Source organism: Cyanobacteria bacterium GSL.Bin1, from assembly GCA_009909085.1.
Lineage (GTDB): Bacteria > Cyanobacteriota > Cyanobacteriia > Cyanobacteriales > Rubidibacteraceae > Halothece.
The window spans coordinates 1-23,940 of the sequence record JAAANX010000124.1 but is presented as its reverse complement, the minus strand read 5'-3'; the positions used below and the strand labels follow the sequence as shown (position 1 = coordinate 23,940).

The 23,940-nt window shown below is 47.3% G+C and carries 15 protein-coding genes; 3 read left to right on the top strand and 12 right to left on the bottom strand.

Going from position 1 to position 23,940, the window contains the following annotated elements:
- Window positions 1–302 (top strand): IS4/IS5 family transposase (locus GVY04_15920; protein NBD17562.1); only part of this gene is annotated, 302 nt, incomplete at its 5' end.
- A 359-nt stretch (window positions 303–661) separates the two neighbouring features.
- Complete coding sequence (gene aroC, locus GVY04_15915; protein ID NBD17561.1) at window positions 662–1,762, top strand: chorismate synthase; 1,101 nt, start codon at window positions 662–664, stop codon at window positions 1,760–1,762.
- A 23-nt stretch (window positions 1,763–1,785) separates the two neighbouring features.
- Here the strand turns inward: aroC and GVY04_15910 are convergent, their stop codons facing one another.
- The 12 genes from GVY04_15910 to GVY04_15855 form a co-directional block, all read right to left on the bottom strand.
- Window positions 1,786–3,168 carry an alkaline phosphatase family protein gene (locus GVY04_15910; GenBank protein ID NBD17560.1) on the bottom strand — a complete coding sequence of 461 codons (1,383 nt, stop codon included), beginning with the start codon at window positions 3,166–3,168 and terminating at the stop codon, window positions 1,786–1,788.
- Between the two features lie 5 nt (window positions 3,169–3,173).
- Complete coding sequence (gene eboE, locus GVY04_15905) at window positions 3,174–4,415, bottom strand: metabolite traffic protein EboE (protein NBD17559.1); 1,242 nt, start codon at window positions 4,413–4,415, stop codon at window positions 3,174–3,176.
- Window positions 4,416–4,428: 13 nt separating this feature from the next.
- On the bottom strand, window positions 4,429–5,637 hold the full coding sequence (locus GVY04_15900; GenBank protein NBD17558.1) for a 3-dehydroquinate synthase: 1,209 nt from the start codon (window positions 5,635–5,637) through the stop codon (window positions 4,429–4,431).
- Window positions 5,638–5,764: 127 nt separating this feature from the next.
- The gene (gene eboC, locus GVY04_15895; GenBank protein NBD17557.1) at window positions 5,765–6,691 is read right to left on the bottom strand and encodes a UbiA-like protein EboC; all 927 of its coding nucleotides are present in this window, start codon (window positions 6,689–6,691) and stop codon (window positions 5,765–5,767) included.
- Between the two features lie 32 nt (window positions 6,692–6,723).
- Window positions 6,724–7,650: a hydrolase TatD gene (locus tag GVY04_15890; protein NBD17556.1), complete on the bottom strand. Its 927-nt coding sequence runs from the start codon at window positions 7,648–7,650 to the stop codon at window positions 6,724–6,726.
- A gap of 61 nt (window positions 7,651–7,711) precedes the next feature.
- The gene (gene eboA, locus GVY04_15885) at window positions 7,712–8,620 is read right to left on the bottom strand and encodes an EboA family metabolite traffic protein (GenBank protein NBD17555.1); all 909 of its coding nucleotides are present in this window, start codon (window positions 8,618–8,620) and stop codon (window positions 7,712–7,714) included.
- Window positions 8,621–9,113: 493 nt separating this feature from the next.
- On the bottom strand, window positions 9,114–12,821 hold the full coding sequence (locus GVY04_15880) for a ScyD/ScyE family protein (GenBank protein NBD17554.1): 3,708 nt from the start codon (window positions 12,819–12,821) through the stop codon (window positions 9,114–9,116).
- A gap of 274 nt (window positions 12,822–13,095) precedes the next feature.
- Entirely contained in the window at window positions 13,096–14,067 is a 972-nt protein-coding gene (gene scyC, locus GVY04_15875) for a scytonemin biosynthesis cyclase/decarboxylase ScyC (protein ID NBD17553.1), read from the bottom strand.
- 15 nt (window positions 14,068–14,082) lie between these two features.
- Entirely contained in the window at window positions 14,083–15,138 is a 1,056-nt protein-coding gene (gene scyB / locus GVY04_15870) for a tryptophan dehydrogenase ScyB (protein NBD17552.1), read from the bottom strand.
- Window positions 15,139–15,922: 784 nt separating this feature from the next.
- Window positions 15,923–17,734 (bottom strand): scytonemin biosynthesis protein ScyA, encoded by a 1,812-nt coding sequence (scyA, locus tag GVY04_15865; protein ID NBD17551.1) that lies wholly within the window; start codon window positions 17,732–17,734, stop codon window positions 15,923–15,925.
- A gap of 179 nt (window positions 17,735–17,913) precedes the next feature.
- Entirely contained in the window at window positions 17,914–19,512 is a 1,599-nt protein-coding gene (locus GVY04_15860; GenBank protein NBD17550.1) for a hypothetical protein, read from the bottom strand.
- Between the two features lie 124 nt (window positions 19,513–19,636).
- Window positions 19,637–20,986 (bottom strand): hypothetical protein, encoded by a 1,350-nt coding sequence (locus tag GVY04_15855; GenBank protein ID NBD17549.1) that lies wholly within the window; start codon window positions 20,984–20,986, stop codon window positions 19,637–19,639.
- A gap of 886 nt (window positions 20,987–21,872) precedes the next feature.
- Between GVY04_15855 and GVY04_15850 the strand changes: the two genes are divergently transcribed.
- The gene (locus GVY04_15850; protein ID NBD17548.1) at window positions 21,873–23,843 is read left to right on the top strand and encodes an anthranilate synthase; all 1,971 of its coding nucleotides are present in this window, start codon (window positions 21,873–21,875) and stop codon (window positions 23,841–23,843) included.
- Window positions 23,844–23,940 lie beyond the last annotated feature (97 nt).

Below are 23,940 nucleotides of genomic sequence, written 5' to 3'. Positions count from 1 at the left end.
AAAAAATTGAACAAGAAGTTTCGAGTTTCTATCTCATCGATGAAATTAGCGCAACCTATCGTGGCATGATGATCGCTATTCCACCTCAAGAATGGGAAATTTTCGCATCAATGGGTCTGATCGAGTTTAGTAAACTTCTTCTAGATTTAGCCAATCGCATTAATTTAGAGACTCTTCAGTCTCACCCACGTAGGCCGAAAAAGACCAGACGACAAAGGAAACGAACTCGTCCTGTTAAGCGACCTCATATTTCTACTGCTAAAATTTTAGCCCAAAATAAGGCAGCAAAATCAACACCTTGAAAGGGCTGCTTCTAGTGTCTTAGTTATAAAGCTCGGCAATGGCAGTTCCTTTTTGTTGAATAATTGTTTTTAGAGACTGTTCCTAAAGAAAAGATAAAAGACAAGTGCGATGGCTTCGCCGGTTCCCGAAGGGAACATTGCGAAAAATAAGGGTCAAACTTGAAATAGATGCAACGATTCAGGTATAAAGATGACGAAATGTCGTTCCTATCCGACTGACTTATAGGAACAGTCTCTTAGTCGTTATGATGTGGTAATTAAAGAGAATGTGGTTGAATTTCGCGACTGCTGAGGGCTCGTCAAACTTGGTAGAATAAGTACTTGATCCCCTTATTCATCACAATCGCAACACAAATTTTATGGGTAGCATCTTTGGACAACTCTTTCGGATCAGTACCTTCGGTGAATCACATGGTGGGGGTGTGGGTGTCGTCATTGATGGGTGTCCCCCGCAACTTCCTCTTTCCGCTGAAGAAATCCAAGTGGAGTTAGACCGCCGGCGACCCGGACAAAGTAAAATTACAACCCCTCGTAAAGAAACCGATACCTGTCAAATTCTGTCGGGAGTCTTTCAAGGACAAACCACCGGAACCCCGATCGCGATTTTGGTTCCGAACCAAGATACCCGCCCCCAAGATTACAGCGAAATGGCAACCACCTATCGGCCTTCCCATGCTGATGCCACTTATGATGCCAAGTACGGCTTTCGCAACTGGCAAGGCGGGGGACGCTCTTCCGCGCGAGAAACCATTGGCCGGGTGGCAGCTGGGGCAATTGCCCAAAAAATCCTCAAGCAATGGGCAGGGGTAGAAATTGTTGGCTACGTTAAACGCATTAAAGATTTAGAAGCCCCAGTGGATAGTAACACGGTTTCCCGCGAAGAGGTAGAAGCAAATATTGTCCGCTGTCCTCATGCCGAGTGCGCCCAGCAGATGATTGATCTCATTGACCAAACCCGACGGGAAAAAGATTCCATTGGTGGAGTGGTTGAGTGTGTGGTGAGAAATGTCCCCAAAGGACTGGGGGAACCGGTTTTTGATAAATTAGAGGCGGATTTAGCGAAAGGGGTGATGTCTCTGCCCGCGAGTAAAGGCTTTGAAATTGGTTCAGGTTTTTCTGGGACCTTACTCCTCGGTAGTGAACACAATGATCCCTTTTATACCGACGAAACCGGGAAAATTCGCACGCGGAGCAACTATTCCGGCGGCATCCAAGGGGGGCTCAGTAATGGGGAAAATATTATCCTCCGGGCTGCCTTTAAACCCACTTCGACGATTGGGAAAGCGCAAGAAACCGTTACCCGTAGCGGTGAAGCGACAGAACTCGCCGCCAGAGGACGTCATGACCCTTGTGTGCTGCCTCGGGCGGTGCCGATGGTAGAAGCAATGGTGGCTCTGGTTTTATGTGACCATCTGCTGCGCGATCACGCCCAATGCCATCTTTTCCAGCAAGGGGAATAATGGTAGTACAGAAAGCTGTGATACTAAATCAAACTGTTCTTCAAATGAGCTAGTATAACTTGGAAGACATCCACTGCATTAATTTGATTGTTCGCCAGTAAGTCCGATTGCCGAGTCATCAACACGGGATGATCTTGAGATGATGCTGGAATATGCCCGTGCGACCCCTGAACAAGGCTAGCATCTAAGGGAATGATATCCATTAAGTAGCGGAAACCAAGTTTCTTTTGTAGTAATTTACTAGCAATTTTTAATTGGGGAAACTTAATCTCTGGGTCGATGTACATTTCTACAGGATCATATCCGGGCTTACGATGAATATCGACCGTGCGGGCAAAATCAGGAGCAACTTGATCGTCTAACCAGTAATAGTAGGTAAACCATGCTTCTGGCTTCGCAACTGCTACTAATTCTCCGCTCCGTTCATGATTGAGATGATATTTTTCCTTACCGACTTCATCTAAGACAAAATCAATGCCTTCTGTAGCTTCCAATAGACGTTTCACGCTTGAGAGCACGGTGAGATCATTAACATAAACGTGGGCAATTTGATGATCGGCAACAGCAAAGGCTTGACTAGCACCGGGATCAAGGAGTTCTCGACCTAATTCTTCTCGCACTTGCACCAATCCTTCCTTGCGCAGCAAACGGTTAATATGAACCGGTTGCTTAACTGGGGTGATACCATATTCTGAAAGAATGATCACTTGTGCGCCTTGATCTTCGTAGAACTCAATTAAATCGCCACATATTTCGTCAATTTCTTGGAGATCAGTTGCAATTTGATCGGCTTCACAAGTAAATTTTTGCTGGCAATAGTCGAGGTGGGGTAAGTAGATTAAGGTTAAAGTGGGACTCACTCTTTTTTCCAACCATTTTGCTGATTTGGCAATCCATTGGCTTGATTCGGAAGATGTTGTTGGCCCCCAAAACTTAAAGAGGGGAAACTGACCGAGTTCGGTCTGCAATTGCGAACGAAAATCAGCCGGGTGGGTATAGATATCTGGAAACTTCCGACCATCTGCCGGATACATCGGACGCGGCGTCACCGAATAGTCCACAGTGGAGTACATGTTGTACCACCAAAACAAATTGGCGCAGGTAAAAGACGGGTCAAGCTTACGAGCGATTTCCCAAATTTTAGGGGCTTGTACTAACTGATTTGACTGTTGCCAAAATTTGACTTCACAGCGATCGCGAAAGTACCAACCATTGGCAATAATGCCCGTTTTATTCGGCCATTCTCCAGTTAAGTAAGTACTTTGGGCTGTACAAGTCACCGCAGGAAGAACCGGTTCAATCGTAGCTAGTTTTCCTTCAGCGAGCCAGCGACTTAATTTGGGCGTGTGCTCTCCCAAAAGTTTCTGGCTTAAACCAACAACATTAAGAACAACTGTTTTTTTCATCATGTCTAATGAGTCATTACAAGAGATTGAGGTAAAGTGGCTAAAACCCATTCATACTCCCGCTGAATTGAGGAGAGCAGATCGAGTTTGAGGTCAGAGGGCAAAACTTCCCAAGTATAGGTTTCAATTTCTAGGTGGCTGCAATCAGGAACTTGAGGAAGTTGTTTGAGAATGTCAGCAATGTGGTCTTGCGTCGAGAAAAAGGGCGGATACCGGTCAATAAAAATGGGCACATGGAAATGGGTACGCCATTCAGTGGCAGTAGTCGTATTTAAAGTAGTCAGGGCATCTCCTAAATCAGAGTAGTGATTGAGCGAACGATTAGCTTGCTGCTCAATGACCTGATGTAAATAAGTCGATTCGGCAAAGGGTTCTAGAGAGTGATATAGGGCTTGTCGTTGTGATAATTCCCTTGGTATCGGAATCCGAATCGCTGCACTGAGTTGGAACTTACCAATGGCAATTCCGGCTTGTTGGAAGTTGGCAAACGTCGTCGCAGGGTCTTCGTATGCCACAGCAAAATGGCAAGTATCGTAACACACCCGAATATGTCGTTTAAGCCAGCGTTCTGCCGTAGAAAAATTAACGCCCCACTCTCTTTGCAAATACTTCACGCCCACCGTTAATAGCCAATCTTGATAGAAAGCGATCACTTCATCAGTATTTTCCAGTAGAGCATCCGGTTCCGGTTCGAGGTCAAGGTGGAGTAATTTGCCAGTTGTTGCTTCTACCTGTGCCATTTCGGCAGCGATCGCGGCAAGATGATGAACGCTACTCTTAAAAATGACAGACAATTGCTCGGGATAGGGCTGCCACCAGGGTTTATAAGATAAAGGAACGGTAGAAATCCCCCCATCTAAGCTCTCTGGAAGCAGGGTTCCTAAAATTGTAACCAAACGTTGGGTATAATGAAAACGCTCTGTTTGCGACCAATCGGGGGCATAAACCTGCTCTTTAACCACTTGATGATGAAATCCACCATAAGGAAAACCATTGAGCGTAAAAACATAGCAATGCTGTGCGGTTAACCAATCTTGAAATTCGGCTAAGGCATTTCCTGATAGTAATTCCTCACTCGCTATATTGGCTAGACGTAACCCAATTCCGAATGGTTGGTTTGGGGAAACCTTCTGTTTTAGTTGAGGAATATAGGTTTGTAAGTTAGTAAAGACAGACTGCCAATGTTCTCCCGGGTGAATATTGGTGCAGTAAGTCAGATGGTAAGGGGAGTCGCAGCTTAAACGCATAAGGTGATTCGAGTTAAAGAGTAAATGATTGGTTTTTTAAAATCCCTACTGCCTCGCGATAACGCTCTAAGTTGACCTGATGAACTTCCACCCCGCGACCAATTCCGGCTAGTAACATCACAGTCAGTTGACCCCCTAAATGCTCTTGGAATTCTTTTAAACCGATAAATAAGGAGTTGGGATGCTGGGGATCGTCAAGATAGTGAGAGAGTTCTGGTACGTAAAGGGTAAATTTTAAGGTTTGAAGCGTGTCATAAATTCGTTGTAACTCTCTTTCGGGGAGTAAGCCCATTAAATACGAATAGGTGCTATCGAGGGCAATCCCAATGGCAACGGCTTCTCCATGATTTAAGCGATAGTGGGTCAAATGTTCTAAACGATGGGCTGCCCAATGACCAAAATCGAGGGGACGAGACGACCCCATTTCAAAGGGATCGCCATTTCTAGCAATATGTTGTAAATGGAGTTCAGCACTGCGATAAATGGCCATTTGCATTGCACTCATCTCTCGCAGCGCGATCGCGCCGGCTAAGGTTTCCAGCTGTTCAAAAAAGGCAACATCTTTAATTAAGCTGACCTTGATGGCTTCGGCAATTCCTCCTCGCCAGTTGCGATCATCAAGAGTGTGCAAAAAAGCAGAATCATTCAAAACGGCATAGGGGGGACTAAAGGTTCCCAAGAAATTTTTCTTGGCAAAAGCATTGATGCCATTTTTCACACCAACCCCGGCATCATTTTGCGCTAAGACGGTGGTCGGCACTCGAATCAAGCGAATGCCTCGATGGGCAGTGGCAGCAGCATAGCCCACTGCATCTAGCACTGCCCCTCCCCCAATGGCAATGACAAAGGAATGACGACACAGTGAGCTTTCATCCATTTTTTGCTGCCAAGCTTCAACCCAGTTCGAGTTATTTTTGATGGCTTCTCCTCCGGGGACAGCAATCACTGCTGTGGTTAGTTTCAGAACATCCCCATAATGATGGCAGTAGTTTTCAATTTGCGAGGAAAGGTGAGGATGATTAGCGAGAACCCCTTCATCAGCAATGACCATCATTTTATGGGGAAGGGTTTCGCTATCTGCAGCCACCACATTTGCCAATAGAGGATTATTCGAGTCAAAAAGCTGTTCCGTAAAATGAACTTGATATTGGAAGGTTACCGAAAAGTTCTGTTGAAGGAGTTGATGAGAGTGGCGATTTAAAGGAGTGGAACTAGCAACCATAGAACGATTCTTAAAGCAATTTTTTTGAATTCAATTTAAGTAAGAGATGGCTGGATTCAATACCGATTCGGAGCGTCTGTTGAAACCGATCATTATCGGTTTTTGCAAGTGAGAGACTCTCACTTTTCTAAGTCACGGCGAATAAACGTGCTAACAATACAGAGAGTGGCAGCAGGCTAAGGACAATCAAACCATAAGAAAAACCAGCAAAGCCAGCAGCAATTGCCGAATCTAAAACAATCAAAGATAAAACGCCTGCTTTCACCGCTTTCTGGATGAGCAAAGGATCAGGGTTAAGGGTGGCTTTGACAAATGCCGGTAAAACCAGTAACGCAAATAAAATGACAAAGGGAACAATAAAATACCAGGAATAATTCTCCAGGAATCCTAAAGCAAAAACACTAATCAATCCCAGTAAGATTAGGCTGATGGCAAAAATGCCAGTTTGGCGGCTACCTCCTTCCACTTCCCCGCGACTGATTGCTGTGACCGCTGAGATATAGATAATGGGAATGAGCGCTAAAAACCATCGTTCAGTTACCATAACGGGTAAAACACTGACCCCGAGGAGCCAATTTCCCCCTCGACATAACCCCATATTGATGGGACTTAACCAAACCTGATGCTTGCCAAACCCATCATAAATTAAGGCCGTTAAAGCAACGACGAAGGCAATTCCACCGCTAAGAAGGGAAACCTGGCTAGCTGCTAACACTCCGACAATTAAAAGTAAACTCCCCAGTACAACGGCATTCGTGAAAGAAGCGCGATCGCTTGGTAAGGGTCTTTCTGGGCGTTCTTGACGATCCAGCTCTAAATCAAAGACATCATTAAAGACAACGCCCCCTCCGTAGAGACCACTGGTGGATAAGACTAACCAGCCTAACGAAGAGAAGGAATTAAAAGTGAGAAAACCGGCGTCAGCATTGACTGTGATACACCCTGCTGCGGCATAGCCGACTAAAATATCGGCCCAAGCGGTTAAAATATTGGCCGGTCGCATTAACTGTAAGTAAGCCCAAATTGGCTGTGAGCGCAGGCTAAAAGTTTCCATTCTCTTAAAAAATCCCCACAATGAAATGGTAATTAGCGAATAATAATGGATTCTTGATGTGATTCGGGAGTCGTGGGTGTTTGTCCCCGCAAAACTGAGTTACCGTTGTAGAGTTGTCGTTGGTCGATTGGCAGGGGATTGAGCCAGTCATCTTCTTTCATTTCCCCACTTTGACCGTAAGCTTTAAGCGCATTACCATAGCAGACTGCCCTCACGTCTTCTTCTGAAATGCCGCTTTGCTGCATTAATTGTGCTGTTTTTGGGACTGCTAAAGGATCACTGATTCCCCAATCAGCACTACTATCTACAATAATGCGATCGCAACCATATTTTCTAACGACTTCTACCATTCTTTCATTACCCATTTTGGTATTGGGATAAATGGTAAATGCGGCCCAAAATCCTCGATCTAATACTTCTCGAACGGTTTCTTCGTTGTTATGATCCACAATTACCTGAGATGGTTGCAATCCATGTTCTAAACAAACATCCATACTGCGAGATGTACCAGCTTTTTTATCTCGATGGGGAGTATGAATCATCACGGGTAAATTCAATTCTTTGGCTAGTTCTAACTGAAGGCGAAAATATTTATCTTCAGCAGGAGTCATATCGTCATAGCCAATTTCCCCAATGGCGACTACTCCTTCTTTGCAAGCATATAAAGGTAAGATTTCCATTACCGCTTTGGCTAGTGGCTCGTTGTTAGATTCTTTGGAGTTTAAACCAATGGTGCAATAATGTTTAATGCCAAACTGACTAGCACGAAATCTTTCCCAACCAACTAAAGAACTAAGATAGTCTTTGTAAGTATCAGCACTGGTACGAGGTTGTCCTGACCAAAAAGCTGGTTCAATAACCGCTACTATTCCCGCTTTCGCCATCGCTTGATAGTCATCGGTAGTTCTAGAAGACATGTGAATATGAGGATCAATGACCATGGTTGTGTTTTCTAACATTGGTTGCTTGAATGAACAAAGTGGACAAACGTTTTGAATCTAAGAAAGGGTCTGGAAGGGGTCAAGGATAAGTTTTACTAAAACTCTCCCAAGTCAAGCTTTGATTAGCAATTTGCTGTTTCAACTGGGGAACCGAATTTAACAAAGCCTTAGCCTCAGGGGTAGAGGCACTCGCACAGGCTAAAGCAGCTGCTTCTTGTTCATAAGGCTGTCCTTCCTTAAGAACACGCTCTAAGTCCAGGAGTAAATTTCCCTGGGCAAAAAAACCAAAGGGTCGCCAAAGTTGAGGATTAACCTGGCGACCGGCTGCCCATCGTTCATGAGCATAATCAGATAGCATTTGCGCTAGTTTAGGATTCGCTCGAGTTTCAAGCCCTTGCATTTGGCTGAGTTGACTATCGATAAATAGGGCTTTGAGTACCATTTGATTCCAAGGGTCTTCTTCAAAATAGTCGGCTGGGTAAGGATTATTGAGCGCGATCGCGTTAAAAACAACTGTCATATTACTTCGTAATCCTTCAATCGCCCTTGCTTTGAAGCGTGTGGGATAAGGCAGCAACGGTAAACTTTGATATAAAGCGACTTGTTCGGCGACATCGGCAGCAGAAAAGAGTTTTTCGATTGCCTTTTCGTAGCGATCCGCATTCTCTGAGGAAAAGCTCAGCAACAAAAGAGTTCGTGCTGCTTGATCAACACTCCAATTTTTAGGAGTCCATCCCGAACGAAGAGCATGGGCTTTCGATAAATCGTTTGGTGTCAAATGTAAGTCGAGTTTACCGAGATAGCGGGAAGCTGCACTAAATTTTGTAAATAAAGTCACCTCCGAACCCTTCTCTTGCAATTGTTGGATGCTTTGAACCAGCCAATTCCAAGCTGTTGGTTCTATTTGATGAGATAGCCAATTTTGGAGTTCATTGCTAATTTGCCTAATTCTGGGCAGTGTAATTGATCGATCTAGATTTTTAACCATAACCTCTAAATCATATAGAGTGATCTAATATCAAAATTCAGTTATTAAGATACATGACAAAAAATTTTAAATTTAAGAATAATGATTCATTTTTTATGGGAATTTAGAGAAAAAAAACATCATTCATGTTTCAGCAAAATTCCTTCCTTGATTTATAAGGTTTAAGGATTTCTCTGTACTTCTAAAGCTTGACCTCCTCGCAAACACTTACCTAAAAATATTTAGTGTACTTGAGTAATTCTAACTTAAATTATTCAAAGCAACAAGTATTTATCACTTTAAATTGTTATTTAGCCTCGTTTCGCAGATTGAGCAACATCAGTACGGTCAGAAAACAGGGAACAGATAAAAAAGGAACGTAGGGAAAGTTAAGAAGTTTTTTTGGAAAGTGCAAGGTCTTTCCGCCTTGATTGTTCAATTCCCTTGCACTTTTTAGAGGAATTAAGGCTTAAAAACCCCATTGGGTTAGGGTTTCCGTTTTATTCAGCAAGCCCTAGATAATCGATGAATCTACATTTATGTTGTCAAGCATTTCGCCGCCGAGTTGCTCCTGACCCAGATCGAGCAGCTCGTCCCGCGCCGTTTCGGCGATGATCGAGTGGCCGAGGGCAGTTGGGTGGAAGTACGGGTCAAGGAACAGCGTTGCGTGCTGCACTGCCGGATCCTCTCCCACGATCGCAGGATTGTATTCGGGCGGTTCACCAGTCACCGGCGTCCGGCTGCTCAAGACCGGCTCGTCCACGTTGACGAAGCCGTACGCCTCCGGCTCAGCGGCGATGGCATCAAACAGCCCGTTGACGTCAAAGATCTCGACATTCGCACCCGACTCTGCCTCGTAGGTCTCCAGCGCGGCTGTTAAACCTTGGTTGTATTCTTCAACCACTGGGTCAAAGAAGCCTGGCTCCACGCCAAGAAGGTCTAGGAATTCTTCGTCGCTAAAGATCGGCGCCAGCTCCACCGGCGGAACTAACCCGACCAAGAAGTTTTCGGCACCCGATTCTTGCAGGCGCGCAATGCCGTCGACAGTCGCTTGAATTGATTGCTGTGCCGCTTCCTCCGGCGGGACACCTTCCTCCGGCGGTAAGGTCAAGTCATTACCGCCGAAGTTAACGACCACCAGGTCGTCCTCGTCAAATGTGCCGGAGGTCTCCTCAAAGGCATCAATCTGTCCCGCAAAGGTGTTCAACTCGGTCGCCTCCCCGAACGGGTCGGTCGGGTTGTCCAACTCGCGAGCTGTAGCGTCGAGGTAGCTGAAGTTGGTGTCCTGTTCCTCATAGTCCTCGACGCCCAGGATGCGTGCGAGGTAGGTGGTCCAGTTTAAGCCGTCGGTGAAGTTGCCGAGTGATGAGTATGGTGCGGCATCGTAAGGTGGGTTTGCGCCCGTACTCTCACCGACAGCGTTCTTGCCGAACTCGCCGCCGTTCTCGGTCAGGCGATCGCCGAACACGAACAGGTCGTCGACTGTGTAGCTGCCCTCACCATCAGAAAGCACCGGCTCTTCTCCCTGCGCCGGTAAATACACACCGAAGAACGGGTCGAAGTAGTCCGCAAACGGATTGCTCTCAGTGACAACAGGTGCAAGCGGATCGACTGGACCAGGAATCAGCACGCTCTGTTCCGCCTGCATGGGAGGGTTAAGCGGGTCAAAGTCATTTGCGTTCGAGTCGTCCGGCGGGGGCATCGTCGGATCCAAGCCAGGCACCTCATTTGGAGGACCGTCTGCCATTGTAGTCATGGGAATTTCAGCGTCATCAGGCAGATCAACACCCTCGCCTGCGTTAGCTTCGGGCATTGGCAGATCATCTGCCGGTGCCTGAGGCTCCAGCATTGGGTCGCCTGGGGTTGGGCGGTCCGCCGCGATTTGCCCCTCATCGACCAGATCCTCATTAGCAGTCGGCGACTGCGCCTCGCCGTCAACGTCGGAGAAATTTCCTGGTACGCCAGCTTCGCCCAAAACGCTGCCTATTGTGGCATCCTCGCCCCGTAAAGGCACCTCGCCGTTGTCGCTAACAGATTCTGCTTCAGGAGAAGAATCTTGAGGGAGAGAACTAGGCATTTCACCGTTCATTTCGGGTATTTCGCCGTTCATTTCTTCAGGCATCTCACCATTCGTGCCGTTTTTGCTGTTACTGCCGAACTCGGCACCGTCTTCTTGGCGATCGCCAAAGACAAACAGGTTATTAATAGTGTAGTTAATACTGCCAATCGTAGCATCTTCGCCATTACTGCTATCAGATTCATTAAATGGGAAGTCCCATTCATAGGTATAACTAGACGCTTCACCATTCGTATCGCTAGAAGGAACGCCATCGCTGAAACCGCCAGTACCACCAAAGAAACCGCCGTCACCAGAATTGCCAGCACCACCACCAAAGCTACCGAAGATATCTTCCGCGCCCTCAATGCCAGGAATATCTAACATTGCTCCAAAGGGACTTTCCTCTAATAACCCGTCTAGATCTCCTCCAGCCATGTTTTCAAAAAAGCTGAAATCGGGTGCGGAGTTGGTAGAATCATTATCAGAAGCAGGAGCGTCGCTGTCGCTACCAGAATCTTCAAAAGAAGAGAAGTCCCATTCATAGGAAGAATCAGGCATCTCATCATCAGGAGGGTTCATCTCACTATCGGGTGCTTCAGGCATCTCACCATCAGGAGGGTTCATCTCACTATCGGGTGCTTCAGGCATCTCACCATCAGGTGCTTCACCATTAATTTCAAGTGCCTGCTGCCGACCTGGGGTGTCGGGTAGATCGTTCTCGCCTTTAAATGTCCGCTCGGCGATTTCGACGCGGTAGTCGGCACTCGGATCGCCACCCGCCTCTGTAACCAAGCCGTATTGCGGTGGGGTAAGTACTGGCGGAGTCTTTTGCAGTACGGTGACGCTTTCGACCTCTTCACCGTCTTGACTGATGCCATACATCACGTTACGTGCTGCATCGACGGCGTAAAGGTTGCCGTCGGGGCCGATCTCGATATCGTTTAGGTTGCTCTGTGTATTGAACAAGGTGGTTGCCCCGTCGGGGCTGTTTTCGAGGGCGTATTCTACCGTATCGAACGCCGGGGACCAGGTCGCCTCCGAGGGATTGTCGCCGAACAAACCTTCCAGCTTTAACACGCCACGCAGACCCTCGCCGAACTCACCCAAAGCCTCGGCAGTTTCGTCTGAGAGACCGCCACCAGAGGCGATCCACACTGTACCATCGTCATCAATCGCCAGACCGTTCGGACCGATAGAAAGAATGCGGTCTTCACCGGTATTCGGATCGTATTCAATGGTCGAAGGCAAACCCTCGTAAAGCCTCTCTTGGCCGCCGTTTTCAAGGTCGATCTTGCTAATCGCACCAGTGTAGCCAGCGCGCTGGCTGACCAAACCCGGAATGAATTGAACGCTCAAAGCGTCCTCAACGTTTGGATCGTCCGCTGGCGTGCCCTTGCCCGATTCGAGAACGTAAAGGTTGCCATCGGGTCCGATATCCATGCCGCGGGGGTTATTAAGGTTTTCCGCCACGACCTCGTATGACCACTCGCCGGTCTCAGCATCTTGATCGTAGGCAAGCACCTGACCCTCGTCGATGTCGCCGTTGCCGATCGCAGCATAAACCTTGCCCTCATGCGCAAACACGTAGTTGCCGAAGCGCAGCTCTTCACCCGAAATCTGCTCGCGCGTGCCATTTGGGTCTACCCGAATCAAGCGGCTCGGCGGCAGGTCTTCTGTAGAGAGGGCGGGATCGTAAACGGTGCTACCGTTGACGTATTCGAGGGCATAAAGTGCCCCATCCTCATCGAACGTTAGACCGTTGATCTGCTCGAAGCCGCTGGCGTAGATCTGGCTAATGCCCCCGGGAGTACGTCCGTCGAAGCTAGCAAAGCCTTCAGGATCGCTGACGCGCAGCACACGAGCATAGCCTTCGGGGTAGGGCAATGCGCTTAGCTCGGAGGCGTAAAGTGCGCCGTCGGGACCGACAGTTACTGCAGTCGGTACGGACTCGTTCTGGCGGTTAAAAAATCCGGCATTACCGCTGGAGTATTGCGCCGGAAGGCCGGGGATCACATCCTCGTCGCCCGGTGCGGCGTTCATTGGGGGAGTCTGTTCGTCCATTTCATTCATGGGAGGAGTTTGTTCGTCCGTAGCGTTCATCGGGGGAATTTGTTCGTTCAAAGTTTCGTCCATTTCATTCATGGGGGGAGTTTGTTCGTTCAAAGTTTTATCTATTAAATGGTTAATAAGGCATATTTTATCGATCCCTAATACAGGGGATAAGCGATGATAATGACTTATTTATTGGCTTAATTCCGCTTTAATAAACATGAGCAAGTTATTTGCTTGAGTTTTATCTTTTATGCGGGATTAAATAGTACCAATCGTTAGCGTTTGCAGATATCTCGACTTAAGGTCGTAAGATTAAGGGAGTTCATACGTCCTGTCATAAGGGCGACGGGGGGTCGCATCGCAACCTTGCGAGGTTCAATCAGCTTTAGGCAGAAGCTACGGTTGCTTTAGAATCAGCCGGTTTATAGCTCATCCCTTGGGCAAACGTCTTTGTATTGCCTGCTTTGGCTTCCAGCAATCGCTTAACGTTCATGCTTTCAGCACCGTAGTCCTGAATCTGCAGCTTGCCGCGACGCAGGGACTGATGAACGGGCCAGAAGGTAATCCGGTGCTGGATGAATCCTTCAGCATCCGGGTCGCCAAAAGCGTATGAGCAGGGAATAATTACGGTTGGGCAACGCTGGGTGAAGTCATCATCGGGGTAGTAAAAGTTTTGTTCGATTAGGTAATAGTTATTGAAGTCGTGAGTCCGCAGGCTAACTTCTACCCTCTGACTGTATTCATCGAGGAAGCTACCTGAATCTGGGGCAATTTCGCCATTGGCACGGAGAAAATGCGCCCAGTCTTCCATGTTGCGCAGATCTTGCAGGTATTCAAAACCGAGCTGGATGGGAGCATTGACATAGATAGTATCAGTATCAATCTGATAGAGTCCTTTGGCGGCTTTGGTTATGCCAGCGTTGCGCTCCAAAATCGCCTTTAAAGAGCGACATTCGGAAGTGTGGACTGTTTCAATCCCCTGCATGATCATTGGCGTTCGCCGTTTGGGATCGACAAAGCTGAGCCAGTGAAAATAAACTCCTGGTTCGTCCATACCCGGCTCAATATACTCTGGGGAAAAAAGGAAAACGGGATAAACCTGAAAATATTTTTTGTACTCGAAGCCGCAGTGCCATTCAATACCGCGAAAGAAGGGATTTTCTATTCGTTTGACGTGGTAGTAAAGATTGTTTTGATAGCCAGAGGCAGTGCCTAACCAAGTATCTTCATCAATTTTCTCGATCATGCGACTATAGAGTGTCCAGTTACCCAGATTCTCTAAGCTAGAGAGATAATCAAAAGCTGTTTCAGGAGATGTGGCAATATATGCAGATGTGGCAAAGGTATTTTCTTCCATTAATTTATCCTTTTGTTAGTGTTCCTTTGTCGCTTTTTGCAATCTGGCTTTTTTGATGCGCTCTTCCGCTAATTTTTGAGCAGCTTCAAAATTGGTTATGTCCTGTTGCTTGGCAATGTTAAATATTTCCAGCAAGCTGTCATAAATGCCGTTTAGCTGTTTCAAGGCTTTGTCTTCCTCGTAGCCAATCATTTCGTTGTAAACGTTAATTAAGCCTCCAGCATTAATAACGTAGTCGGGACAGTAAAAAATCCCTTTAGATTTAAGGAGTTTGCTATGTTGCTGTTCGTTTTCAAGCTGATTATTAGCGGCTCCAGCAACGATTGAGGCTTTGAGTAAAGGAATAGTTGAGTCGTTTAAAATTGCTCCTAAAGCACAGGGTGAAAAGACATCAACATCGAGAGTATAAATCTCATTAGGGTCTACAACTGTAGCTCCATAAAGACGCTTAATTTTTGCCGTTCTTTCTGGATTAATATCAGTGACAAAAAGCGTTGCTCCCTTCTCGTAGAGAAGCTGACACAAATTGCTGCCAACATTTCCTAGTCCTTGAACAGCAATTTTAAGTTCGTCAAGTCCTTTTTGTAAGCCAAACTCTACTGCTGCTTTCATACCCAACAAGACTCCATGTGCGGTTAGAGAAGCAGGTCCTCCAGATTTTTCCGATATTCCAACAACATACTTGGTTTCCTGGTAGATTTCCCGCAGATCGACGGGAGAAAGATTGACATCTTGTCCAGTGATAAAACGTCCGTTCAAGCTGTTAACAAAGCGTCCATAGGCTCTCAAAAGCTCGCTGGTTTTAGCTTGCGGATCGGCAATAATTACGGCTTTGCCGCCACCGACGGGAATGTTAGCACAGGCTGCTTTATAGGTCATGCCGCGACTAAGGCAAAGAACATCTCGCAGAGCATTGGCTTCACTAGCATATGGCCACAAGCGAGTCGCTCCCATTGCTGAACCCAGGCTGGCATCATGAATTGCAATTATTGCCTTTAAGTTTTGTTCTGGATTGTGGCAAAACAGGACTTGTTCGTGACCCATTTGTGTAACAGTTTCAAAAAGCTCCACGCTGCTCTCCTTCTAAACCTAATTCAGCTAATACTTGAGTGTTGTTATTAGTCATTAAAGAAGTTTATTAGTTACTACTAAGTAAGGGATTTCAAGCGTTTGGCAGTTGAATTAAGAAAAGCCAGTTTGTCTTTTCCTATTTTTTGTCGTCTATAGCAGTCCTAAATTGTTTTTTTTGAGACAAACCTCAATAAGTTCTAAACTTTTCTAATCTAAAATGCTACAGGAAGTAATCGGCCATGCCAATTAACTATCTTTCGATAAAGTGACGATTTTTTAGATGAACGACTAAAAAATTTAGCTAAACTTACGTAGATTGCTAAATAAGCTGGCATAACTCGACTGTATTTAGCAGGTCCCAGTTCGGCGAGGTACAAAAATATAGGTAAAGAGGTTTAAGTCCTGAGAACTATAGGGTGCAACTCATGAGTTCAAGAATTGCCATATGAGTTTACGCTAAGATATGGCGTAAAAAAACAAAAACAGAGTTGTTCAATTTCAAGTTCAAGAAATCAACAACTCTGGTTAAACGAGCAAAGAAAAAGAACAGAACGTTCCTAAACCTGCTTTCCACCTCCACAATCTTCAAAATCGTTTTCAAAACCGAATCGGGGTTGAGACTCATCGAATCAATGCCAGCTTCCACAATCGCAGCGTGGCAGGTGCGTCCCCCTTGGTCAGTGACGATCGCGCTGGGGTGCGTTGGGTGACTAAAACTTTCTGTTCCCCGTGGATATTGAGATAGGTTTCTTGTTACCCGACAAAACTGGCTTCTGGCAAAGACTTAGACTAGCGGAAAGGAAACTTGCTTTTCTTTCTTTTCCTGCTGAGTCGATTTAGCGCTTTGAGCGCTGAGGCTCTTGTTGCGTCCTTTAGACGGCGCAAAGCGAGTTGGATCGATAGCAACATCAACGACCACCGGACCCGTCGCCGCCATTGCTTTCTCTAGGGCTTCCTCAAGCCCAGCCTCAACTTCTACGCGGATACCTTCAGCACCCATGCCGCGAGCAACCAAACTAAAATCCGTATCTGGCAGTTTAGCATCGGGTCCTTTCATCCCGAGGAGAGCCATACCCTGATTGCACATGTTATAGTAAGCATCGTTGAGAACGATCCAAACGGTCGGAAGCTCGTACTTAACGGCTGTACTAACCTCGCTATTCATCAGCATCGAGCCATCGCCCACGACCGCAACCGCTTTACCATTACGTCCTCTCGCAGCGCCAACAACGCCAGTCACATTGTGTCCCATCGAGCCCACCCCCGTACTGACTCGGTAGCGATTGGCTTGGGGGAATCTTAGCAGATTAGTGGTCCAGGTAAAAGAATTTCCCGACTCAGACAGAACCACTGCATCGCTGCCCTCAACGACAATGCGCTGAACTGCCTGCATTAAGATTTCTGGTCTCACTAAGTTGCTTTCAGCTGGAGCAATCTCATCCCGTTCGGGATTGGGTAGAACGATGTTTTGCTCGTTTCGCTCGGGGAAGTGCTTAAGCAATGCCTCCACAAAGATATTGATATCCGAGATAACGGGGAGAGTTTCGGCAAACGGAAAAGCGACCCCCGGAACTTTCGGATCGACATCGACATGAATAAACCCCTTAGGGGGAACCATCTCTTTACTCCAGAAGGAAGTCGGTTCACCAAGGCGAGTTCCTAGTACCAGAAGGCGTTGAGGCGATTGCTCCTGCATATAGTTCATCACTGACTCGTGTCCGCCTAAGCCTGTTATACCCACATATTGGGGATGATTTTCGGGAAAAATGCCCTTGCCGCGAGGAGAACACATAACAGCGGCACCGGTTTTTTCTGCCAGTTCGCGGATTGCTGCGGCAGCTCCCCGCGCGCCAAAACCAGCCCAGATGGCAAAGGGTCCTTCCGAAAGTAGCTGTGCTGCCATCGCCACCGTTTCGGGGCTGGGAACAGGAAGTGCAGGAGCGAGGTTAACTTCAGGAATAGGAGTTTCAATCGGAGTAGACTGAATGCTAGTCGGAATACTAATGTGAGCGACAAAGCTACCCGGCTGTGCCAACCCAAGTGCCAATCTGCGGGCGATTTGGGGGAGCTGCTGAGGGGATTCTAAAATCGTTGCATAGTTAAACAAAGCACCAGCGGTAAAAATTCCGCCTTTAGGAATTGTCTGGTCGCTCGTTTCCTGAATGGCCCAGCGCCCGCGCTGCGGGGCTGAGGTACAAGCTGAGAGGTGAATGACTTTGGCTCCTTCATCCCGTGCTGCTAGCAGTCCGGTGAGAGCGTTGGTAATGCCTGGACCGGCGGTAGTAAAGACAATAATCGGGCGACCGTTGGCAAAGTGAGCCTCAGTGGCCGCAAAAGCCGCTCCTCCTTCGTGGCGGCAGTGCAGTACGTCAATTGAGGGGCTATTGGACAGAGCGCCCCACACGGTCGCCATTGCGCCGCCAGAGACGCCAAACGCTTCTTTAATTCCCAAGTTTTCAAGGACGTTGACAAGCGCCTGAGCTACAGTCAGTTGCGGAATTTCCGGTTCGGGTTTCTGAATTTGGGTTGCGGTTGCCTTGGTGCCGTTAGTGTCTCTATCAGGAGTTTCCTTTGCTTTAGATGAGGATAGTTGCATAAGATTATTAGTTATTTATTGCTTCTTATTTGATTACCGAGAGGAATCGGGCGTTGATTTAGCCGTAGTGAGAAAATTCTGATTGATGTGAAGGGATATTAGCAGGATCGCACTGCCCAATCTGCAATGCGATCCGAGTTTGTTTAAGTGATTAGATTGGCGCTTGCTAAGGAATTAGCTTAAACAACTGAATCGTCGGCGACGATTTCAGAAAGGTCAATCTCAAAGCTACCGGGAACTTGTAGCACGTTATCGTCTCCAAGGACAGGCGTACCAACACCGAGCAGGTCTAAATTGCCTTCCTCGTCGAAGAGAGAAAATTCAATATTCTCAGAGATTTCCAGTACGCCACCCTCATTCAGGTTAGGACCGCCGAGACCGTCATCTTCACCAAAGGCAAGTCCGTCGCCGACACTAACAGGACCCCCAATCAAAGAATCTATATCTAGTTCGCCCCCATCGTTAAACAGAGGAATTTCGATCTCATCGCCAATTTCTAACACGCCATCCTCATTGAGGACAGGAGCATCAATAGCAGATAAGTCTAGTTCGCCATCTTCATCGACAGGAACATTGATACCTTCGGGGATTTCCTGTGTTCCCTCGCTATCTAGAGAAACAGAATCCACAGAAGGATCGATGTTTCCTTCTTCGTCCAAGAGAGGAATTTCAAAGTCTAGTCCTTCAAATACAAGGTTTCCATCTACGAATTCGGGAGCATTACTATCGCTGGCGGGAGAATCTTGGTTAGGACTGCTAGAGTCAGGAAAATCATAATTCCAGACATAGTTAGAATTAGATTCCATATCCATAAAATTACCCCCAAAAGAGTTACTATCTTCAGCAGGCGCCTCTTCGCTGTCAGCGACTTCACTAGAAACGGCAAGTTCCTCGTCAGTAAGATCTTCGGGAACTTCGCCCTCAAGGAAAGTACCAGTAGCGGGTGTGCCATCTGTTACAGCAATGTCAGAAGTTTCGGGCACATCTGCTGTCGGGTTGAATTCAAAAGGACTACCGCCAAAAGGATTGCCGCTAGCTTCAGCATCGACACCGGGAATTTCTGGGTTAGTCAGAGAAGTGTCTTCTTCGCTAGCGATGTCATCATCACTGATGAACCATTCCCCATTTTCATTTCTGACCACATAGTCGCCAGCATCACCAATAGCAAATGAACCTTCATCAGGCACTCCAGAAGAAGCACCGCCGAAGGGGTTTTCCCCAGCACTATCGGTCGCAGAAGTACTACCCCCGAAACCACCAGCACCGCCACTGAACGAAACATCAGGCTCGTCTCCTTCAACAAAAGGATTGCCCTCCTGGAGAGGATCGAAATTAGCAAAGGGATTGCCACTGGGAGCGCTGCCTTCAGAGCCTCCCATTGCTGAGTCTCCCCCATCTTCACTTGGAGCACCGCCGCCGAAACCGCCAGCACCACTACCAAAGGGACTATCCCCGCTAGCACCATCAGTACCGCCGAAACCGCCAGCGCCGCCCATAGCGCCGCCGCCACCGCCGACGTTACCAAAGATATCTTCTACGCCATCAACGCCCTCAATGTCGAGTAAGCGGGAGAAAGGTCCAATATTGGGTTGCCCTCCCTCAGTATCGCCTTCTCCGAAAGCGCTGAAATCGTATGCGGGGTTTTCATTTTCAGAAGCATCGCCGCCCATAGAGCCGCTGCCGAAATTGCCAGCACTTCCCATAGAACCGCCACCGAAACCGCCAGCACTGCCCATAGAGCCACTGCCGAAATTGCCAGAATTATCACCAAATGCCATTTTTCAATCCTTTAAAACGTTACGAAATTGTCAATTTGTTGTTTTGCAGCCTAAGAGTACGGAATACAGAAGTTATGAAAGACTTGCTCGATCGCGCCTCAGTAGCTCTCTGAGAGTTACCACTTTAGGCAACAGGTAGACCCTCAGGAGAGGCATCTGCAGGAACTTCCCCTTCTGGGAAGATTCCCGTCGCACCATCTACAGCGTCGCTACTACCTGGTAAAGAACCCATGCCAGTGCTATTCAAGCTTTCGTAAACCTGTTCAATTGTTTCTTGTCCTGCCGGATTGTTATCTCCGGACAGCTCGCCTCCATTTAGGAGTTCGTCTACTTCGCCATCCTCAGAGGCTCCAACCACACCGCTGAAGTCAAAAGTGTAGTTGGGATCCCTAGCCGATTCATCGCTAACTAAGGAGACATTGCCGTCTGCATCGGTTTGGAAGTAGCGATCAGCATTACCAAAGATATTTAAATCGTCTTCGTCTAATTCAAAGCGATTCCCGTTAATGCTGTTACCGTCGCCAGTAACGCGATTACTGTTACCAGAGATACTGTTGTCGTTACCGCTCGGACGATTGCCGTTGCCGCTAACTTCGTTGTTATCTCCAAGATTCCAATTGCCGTTACCTTCGGTAACAATGTTGCCGTCGCCAAAGTTCCAGTTACCGTTTCCAGAAATATCGTTATTACTACCAAAATTCCAGTTACCATTACCGTTCACAGTATTTTGGTTGCCAGTTGGATTTTCAGCTGTGTCTGGTATTTCACCATCGCCAACTGGGGTTGGTGTCGTACTACCACCAGCCAAAACGGGGTTATTGCCACCCATTTCATCAAGTGAAGCACTCTCTTCGCCGCCAAATCCTAGGGAATTGCCGCCAGTAAGAGGATTATTTTCCCCTTCAAAAATGGAGTTGAAAGGAGTACCCCCTGCTTCATTTAGGTTCCAGTTCCCGTTACCGTTAACTTGGTTGCCGTCCCCGAAACTCCAGTTCCCGTTACCTTCGGCAAGATTGTCATTTCCGTAAAACCAGTTTCCGTTGCCGTCAGCCTGGTTGTTGCTGCCAGATTCTCCTTCAGCATCGCCGAGAAAGTTATTGCCATTCCCGTTGTCGGTATTGCCAACCCCCGTGTCAATACTACTGAAATCGGCGTTCATCATTGAACCCCCATCACCAAAGGACATCTCTTCCACGCCGTCGGCAGTCTCATCAGCAACGTCATCACTGTCGGTAAAGGGGCTACCGTCGGTATTGGGATTGAAGGGATTATTGCTGTTGCCTTCAGGAGCACTATCGCCGTCAGAGAAAGACAAGTTCCCAGCAGGAGCGGTACCGCCATCAGTATTGGAGGATACCCCTTCACCAGTCGGAGCACCGCCGGCAAAAGCATTATCTCCCATACCAGCGCCAAAAATGTCACCTACATTGTCGAACTCCTCAAACTCTAGTAGCTCATCGAAGGGGGTTCGCATGGACAAACCTCCTCCCTCAGCATCTGAGCCGAAGTCATATTCGTAGCCGTCAGCCGGCGCCAGAGGATCGCCGAAAACGCCACCTCCAAAGCCGCTAGCAAAGGCGTTGCCATCCCCGGCAAACGGATTTTCACCATTCTCGGCTCCCGTATTCGGACCCGATGCTGGTTCGGTTGTCGAGCCGTTCAGTGTTTCTTCCATAAGTTTGAAATAAATGCCTGTAAAAATCGTCAGAAACGCTATCAAGCTCCTGCTAATGCCAATCGCACCCCATTGCACTGACAGAGTTGGAGAACGCGATTACCAAAGCTTCTATTAAGTACGACCGCGTAATTACTAGCAATCACCATTAAGCGTTGTCTATTTAAAAGCGCATCAACCCTCACTCTTGGAAATCAAGAATTCAGAACAATGTCAAATTTGCTTCACCTGAAACCATAAGCAATCTTAAGTGAGGAAACAATGAAGAATTTTTTGATTGAGCTTTCTTTTGTTTCGTTTATTGTTTTTAGTATTAATAACACCAACAGCAAAAATAATTGCTACGCCAAGTAGGCTTAGCTGATGTTAATTTGATACAAAATGATAGAAGTTTAAATATTAAATCGCGCTTCTTTCTAAAGACAGATTTTTAACAGAAGAATAGAGTGAAATCTAAAGATTGAAACGTATCTAGTGATACAAAAGTTAAAAAGCAAAAAAATTGTTAATCCGCCCTAAAGATTGTTTATTAAAGAATCACTCAAGTAACTGTTATGTTGTAACACATCTGCACTTGCATTACTGTTGTAGTGCCTGAAATGAGCTTATCTAATTTACTCTAATACTTTGGCTCTTGTAAAGGGTCAATTGTATTTAGGTCTTCATAACAGTATGGAATTTTTCTATGATTTTGAATTCCCATTGCTACACGACCCAGGGCGGCATTCACGTCTCTCGCTCTGCCACTGAGATGCCAATAGACGATGCTATAGAATCCGTTCTGTCGTGTTTAGATTCTCAACGAGGAGGCTTATTAGCAAGTAGCTATGAATATCCCGGACGATATAAATGGTGGGCAATTGGATTTGTCAATCCGCCTCTAGAGCTGGCAACGCGCGATCGCGACTTTACGTTGAAAGCGCTCAACGAACGGGGCAGAGTTCTTTTGCCTTACTTAGCGGAGTGCCTTTGCCGACATCCGCAACTTCGAGAAGTTTCATTAGAGGACGACCGTCTGGTTGGTTCCATTCAGCAAGCAACCCAGTTTTTTGCCGAAGAGGAACGAAGTAAGCAACCGTCTGTGTTTAGTGTGGTCCGCGAAATTTCTCAAGCTTTCTACAGCAACGAAGACGAAAACCTAGGACTTTATGGAGCCTTTAGCTACGATTTAGTCTTCCAATTCGAGTCAATTGCTAAACAGCGCGATCGCGCTGCCGATCAACGAGATTTGCTACTCTATCTGCCTGACGAGCTGGTTGTTGTTAACTACTATCTTAAGCAAGCCTACCGATATCAGTACGAATTTGAAACCGAACACGGCAGTACTCATGGAATACCTCGTACTGGCGAGTGGATTGACTACCGAGGAGAGCGGCTAACCCCGGAACACGAATCGGACCACCTACCGGGCGAGTACGCTGAGAAAGTGAACGAAGCTTTAAAGTACTTCCGTCGCGGCGATTTATTTGAAGTTGTTCCCAGTCAGAACTTCTATAAAGGTTGCGTCGCATCGCCTACAGAGTTGTTCCGTATTTTACAGCAAATCAATCCCAGTCCCTACGGTTTCTTACTTAATCTGGGAGGAGAATACCTCATCGGTTCTTCTCCAGAAATGTTTGTGCGCGTCGAGGGCAATTGTGTCGAAACCTGCCCGATTAGCGGTACCATTGGTCGCGGTCCCGATGCAATTAGTGATGCTGCTCAAATTCGTGTACTTCTCAACTCTCATAAAGAAGAAGCAGAGCTAACGATGTGTACTGATGTAGACCGCAATGACAAGTCGCGGATTTGCAAGCCGGGCTCGGTAAAGGTCATTGGTCGCCGTCAGCTAGAAATGTACAGCCACCTCATCCATACCGTCGATCACGTGGAAGGAATCCTACGTCCTGAATTTGATGCCCTAGATGCTTTTCTCACCCACACCTGGGCGGTCACGGTGACAGGTGCGCCCAAGCGGTCTGCCATGCAGTTCCTTGAGGAGTACGAACAAAGCCCTCGGCGCTGGTATGGCGGGGCTGTCGGCTATTTAGCCTTTAACGGCGACATCAATACAGGCTTAACCCTGCGGACAATGCGGCTTAAAGATTCAATTGCCGAAGTGCGGGTAGGAGCAACGGTTCTGTATGACTCAGATCCGACCGCCGAAGAACAGGAAACCCACACCAAAGCTGCTGCTCTTGTTCAGACCCTTTGCAATGCTTGTAAGGACGCGTCCTCCGAATCCAATTCGGAGGCTTGTGTCGTCCGTCAGACCTGCGAGACGGGGAAAACAACCAAAGCCCATATTAGCAATGACGTTTCCCCTCAATCCCAAATTCAAAAGCGAGTGCTGCTGATTGACTATGAAGACTCCTTCGTACACACGTTAGCAAACTACTTGCGTCAAGCTGGGGCAAGTGTCACTACCCTGCGTCACGGTTTTCCCCCATCAGTGTTTGATCAGGAAGCGCCCGATCTGGTGGTGTTATCGCCTGGACCTGGCAAACCCAGTGATTTTGGCGTTCCCGAAACCGTCCTTGAATGTGTCCAACGCGAACTGCCAATTTTCGGCGTTTGTTTAGGACTGCAAAGCATTGTCAAAGCGTTTGGAGGGGAACTCGGGACCTTAGATTATCCCCAGCACGGCAAGACTTCTCGGATTGACATTGTTCAATGACCCCCACCTACTTCGTGAGGTGGGGGATTGGGGAGAGATAACCTCCCCGTAGCTGCGAATAGAGCCATGAGCGGTTAGCGAGTAAACACTTCCAGAT

Coding starts and splice junctions, on each gene's coding strand:
- aroC (NBD17561.1), top strand. CDS start 662: ATGGGTAGCATCTTTGGACAACTCTTTCGGATCAGTACCTTCGGTGAA.
- GVY04_15910 (NBD17560.1), bottom strand. CDS start 3,168: ATGAAAAAAACAGTTGTTCTTAATGTTGTTGGTTTAAGCCAGAAACTT.
- eboE (NBD17559.1), bottom strand. CDS start 4,415: ATGCGTTTAAGCTGCGACTCCCCTTACCATCTGACTTACTGCACCAAT.
- GVY04_15900 (NBD17558.1), bottom strand. CDS start 5,637: ATGGTTGCTAGTTCCACTCCTTTAAATCGCCACTCTCATCAACTCCTT.
- eboC (NBD17557.1), bottom strand. CDS start 6,691: ATGGAAACTTTTAGCCTGCGCTCACAGCCAATTTGGGCTTACTTACAG.
- GVY04_15890 (NBD17556.1), bottom strand. CDS start 7,650: ATGTTAGAAAACACAACCATGGTCATTGATCCTCATATTCACATGTCT.
- eboA (NBD17555.1), bottom strand. CDS start 8,620: ATGGTTAAAAATCTAGATCGATCAATTACACTGCCCAGAATTAGGCAA.
- scyC (NBD17553.1), bottom strand. CDS start 14,067: ATGGAAGAAAATACCTTTGCCACATCTGCATATATTGCCACATCTCCT.
- scyA (NBD17551.1), bottom strand. CDS start 17,734: ATGCAACTATCCTCATCTAAAGCAAAGGAAACTCCTGATAGAGACACT.
- GVY04_15860 (NBD17550.1), bottom strand. CDS start 19,512: ATGGCATTTGGTGATAATTCTGGCAATTTCGGCAGTGGCTCTATGGGC.
- GVY04_15855 (NBD17549.1), bottom strand. CDS start 20,986: ATGCGAACCCCCTTCGATGAGCTACTAGAGTTTGAGGAGTTCGACAAT.
- GVY04_15850 (NBD17548.1), top strand. CDS start 21,873: ATGATTTTGAATTCCCATTGCTACACGACCCAGGGCGGCATTCACGTC.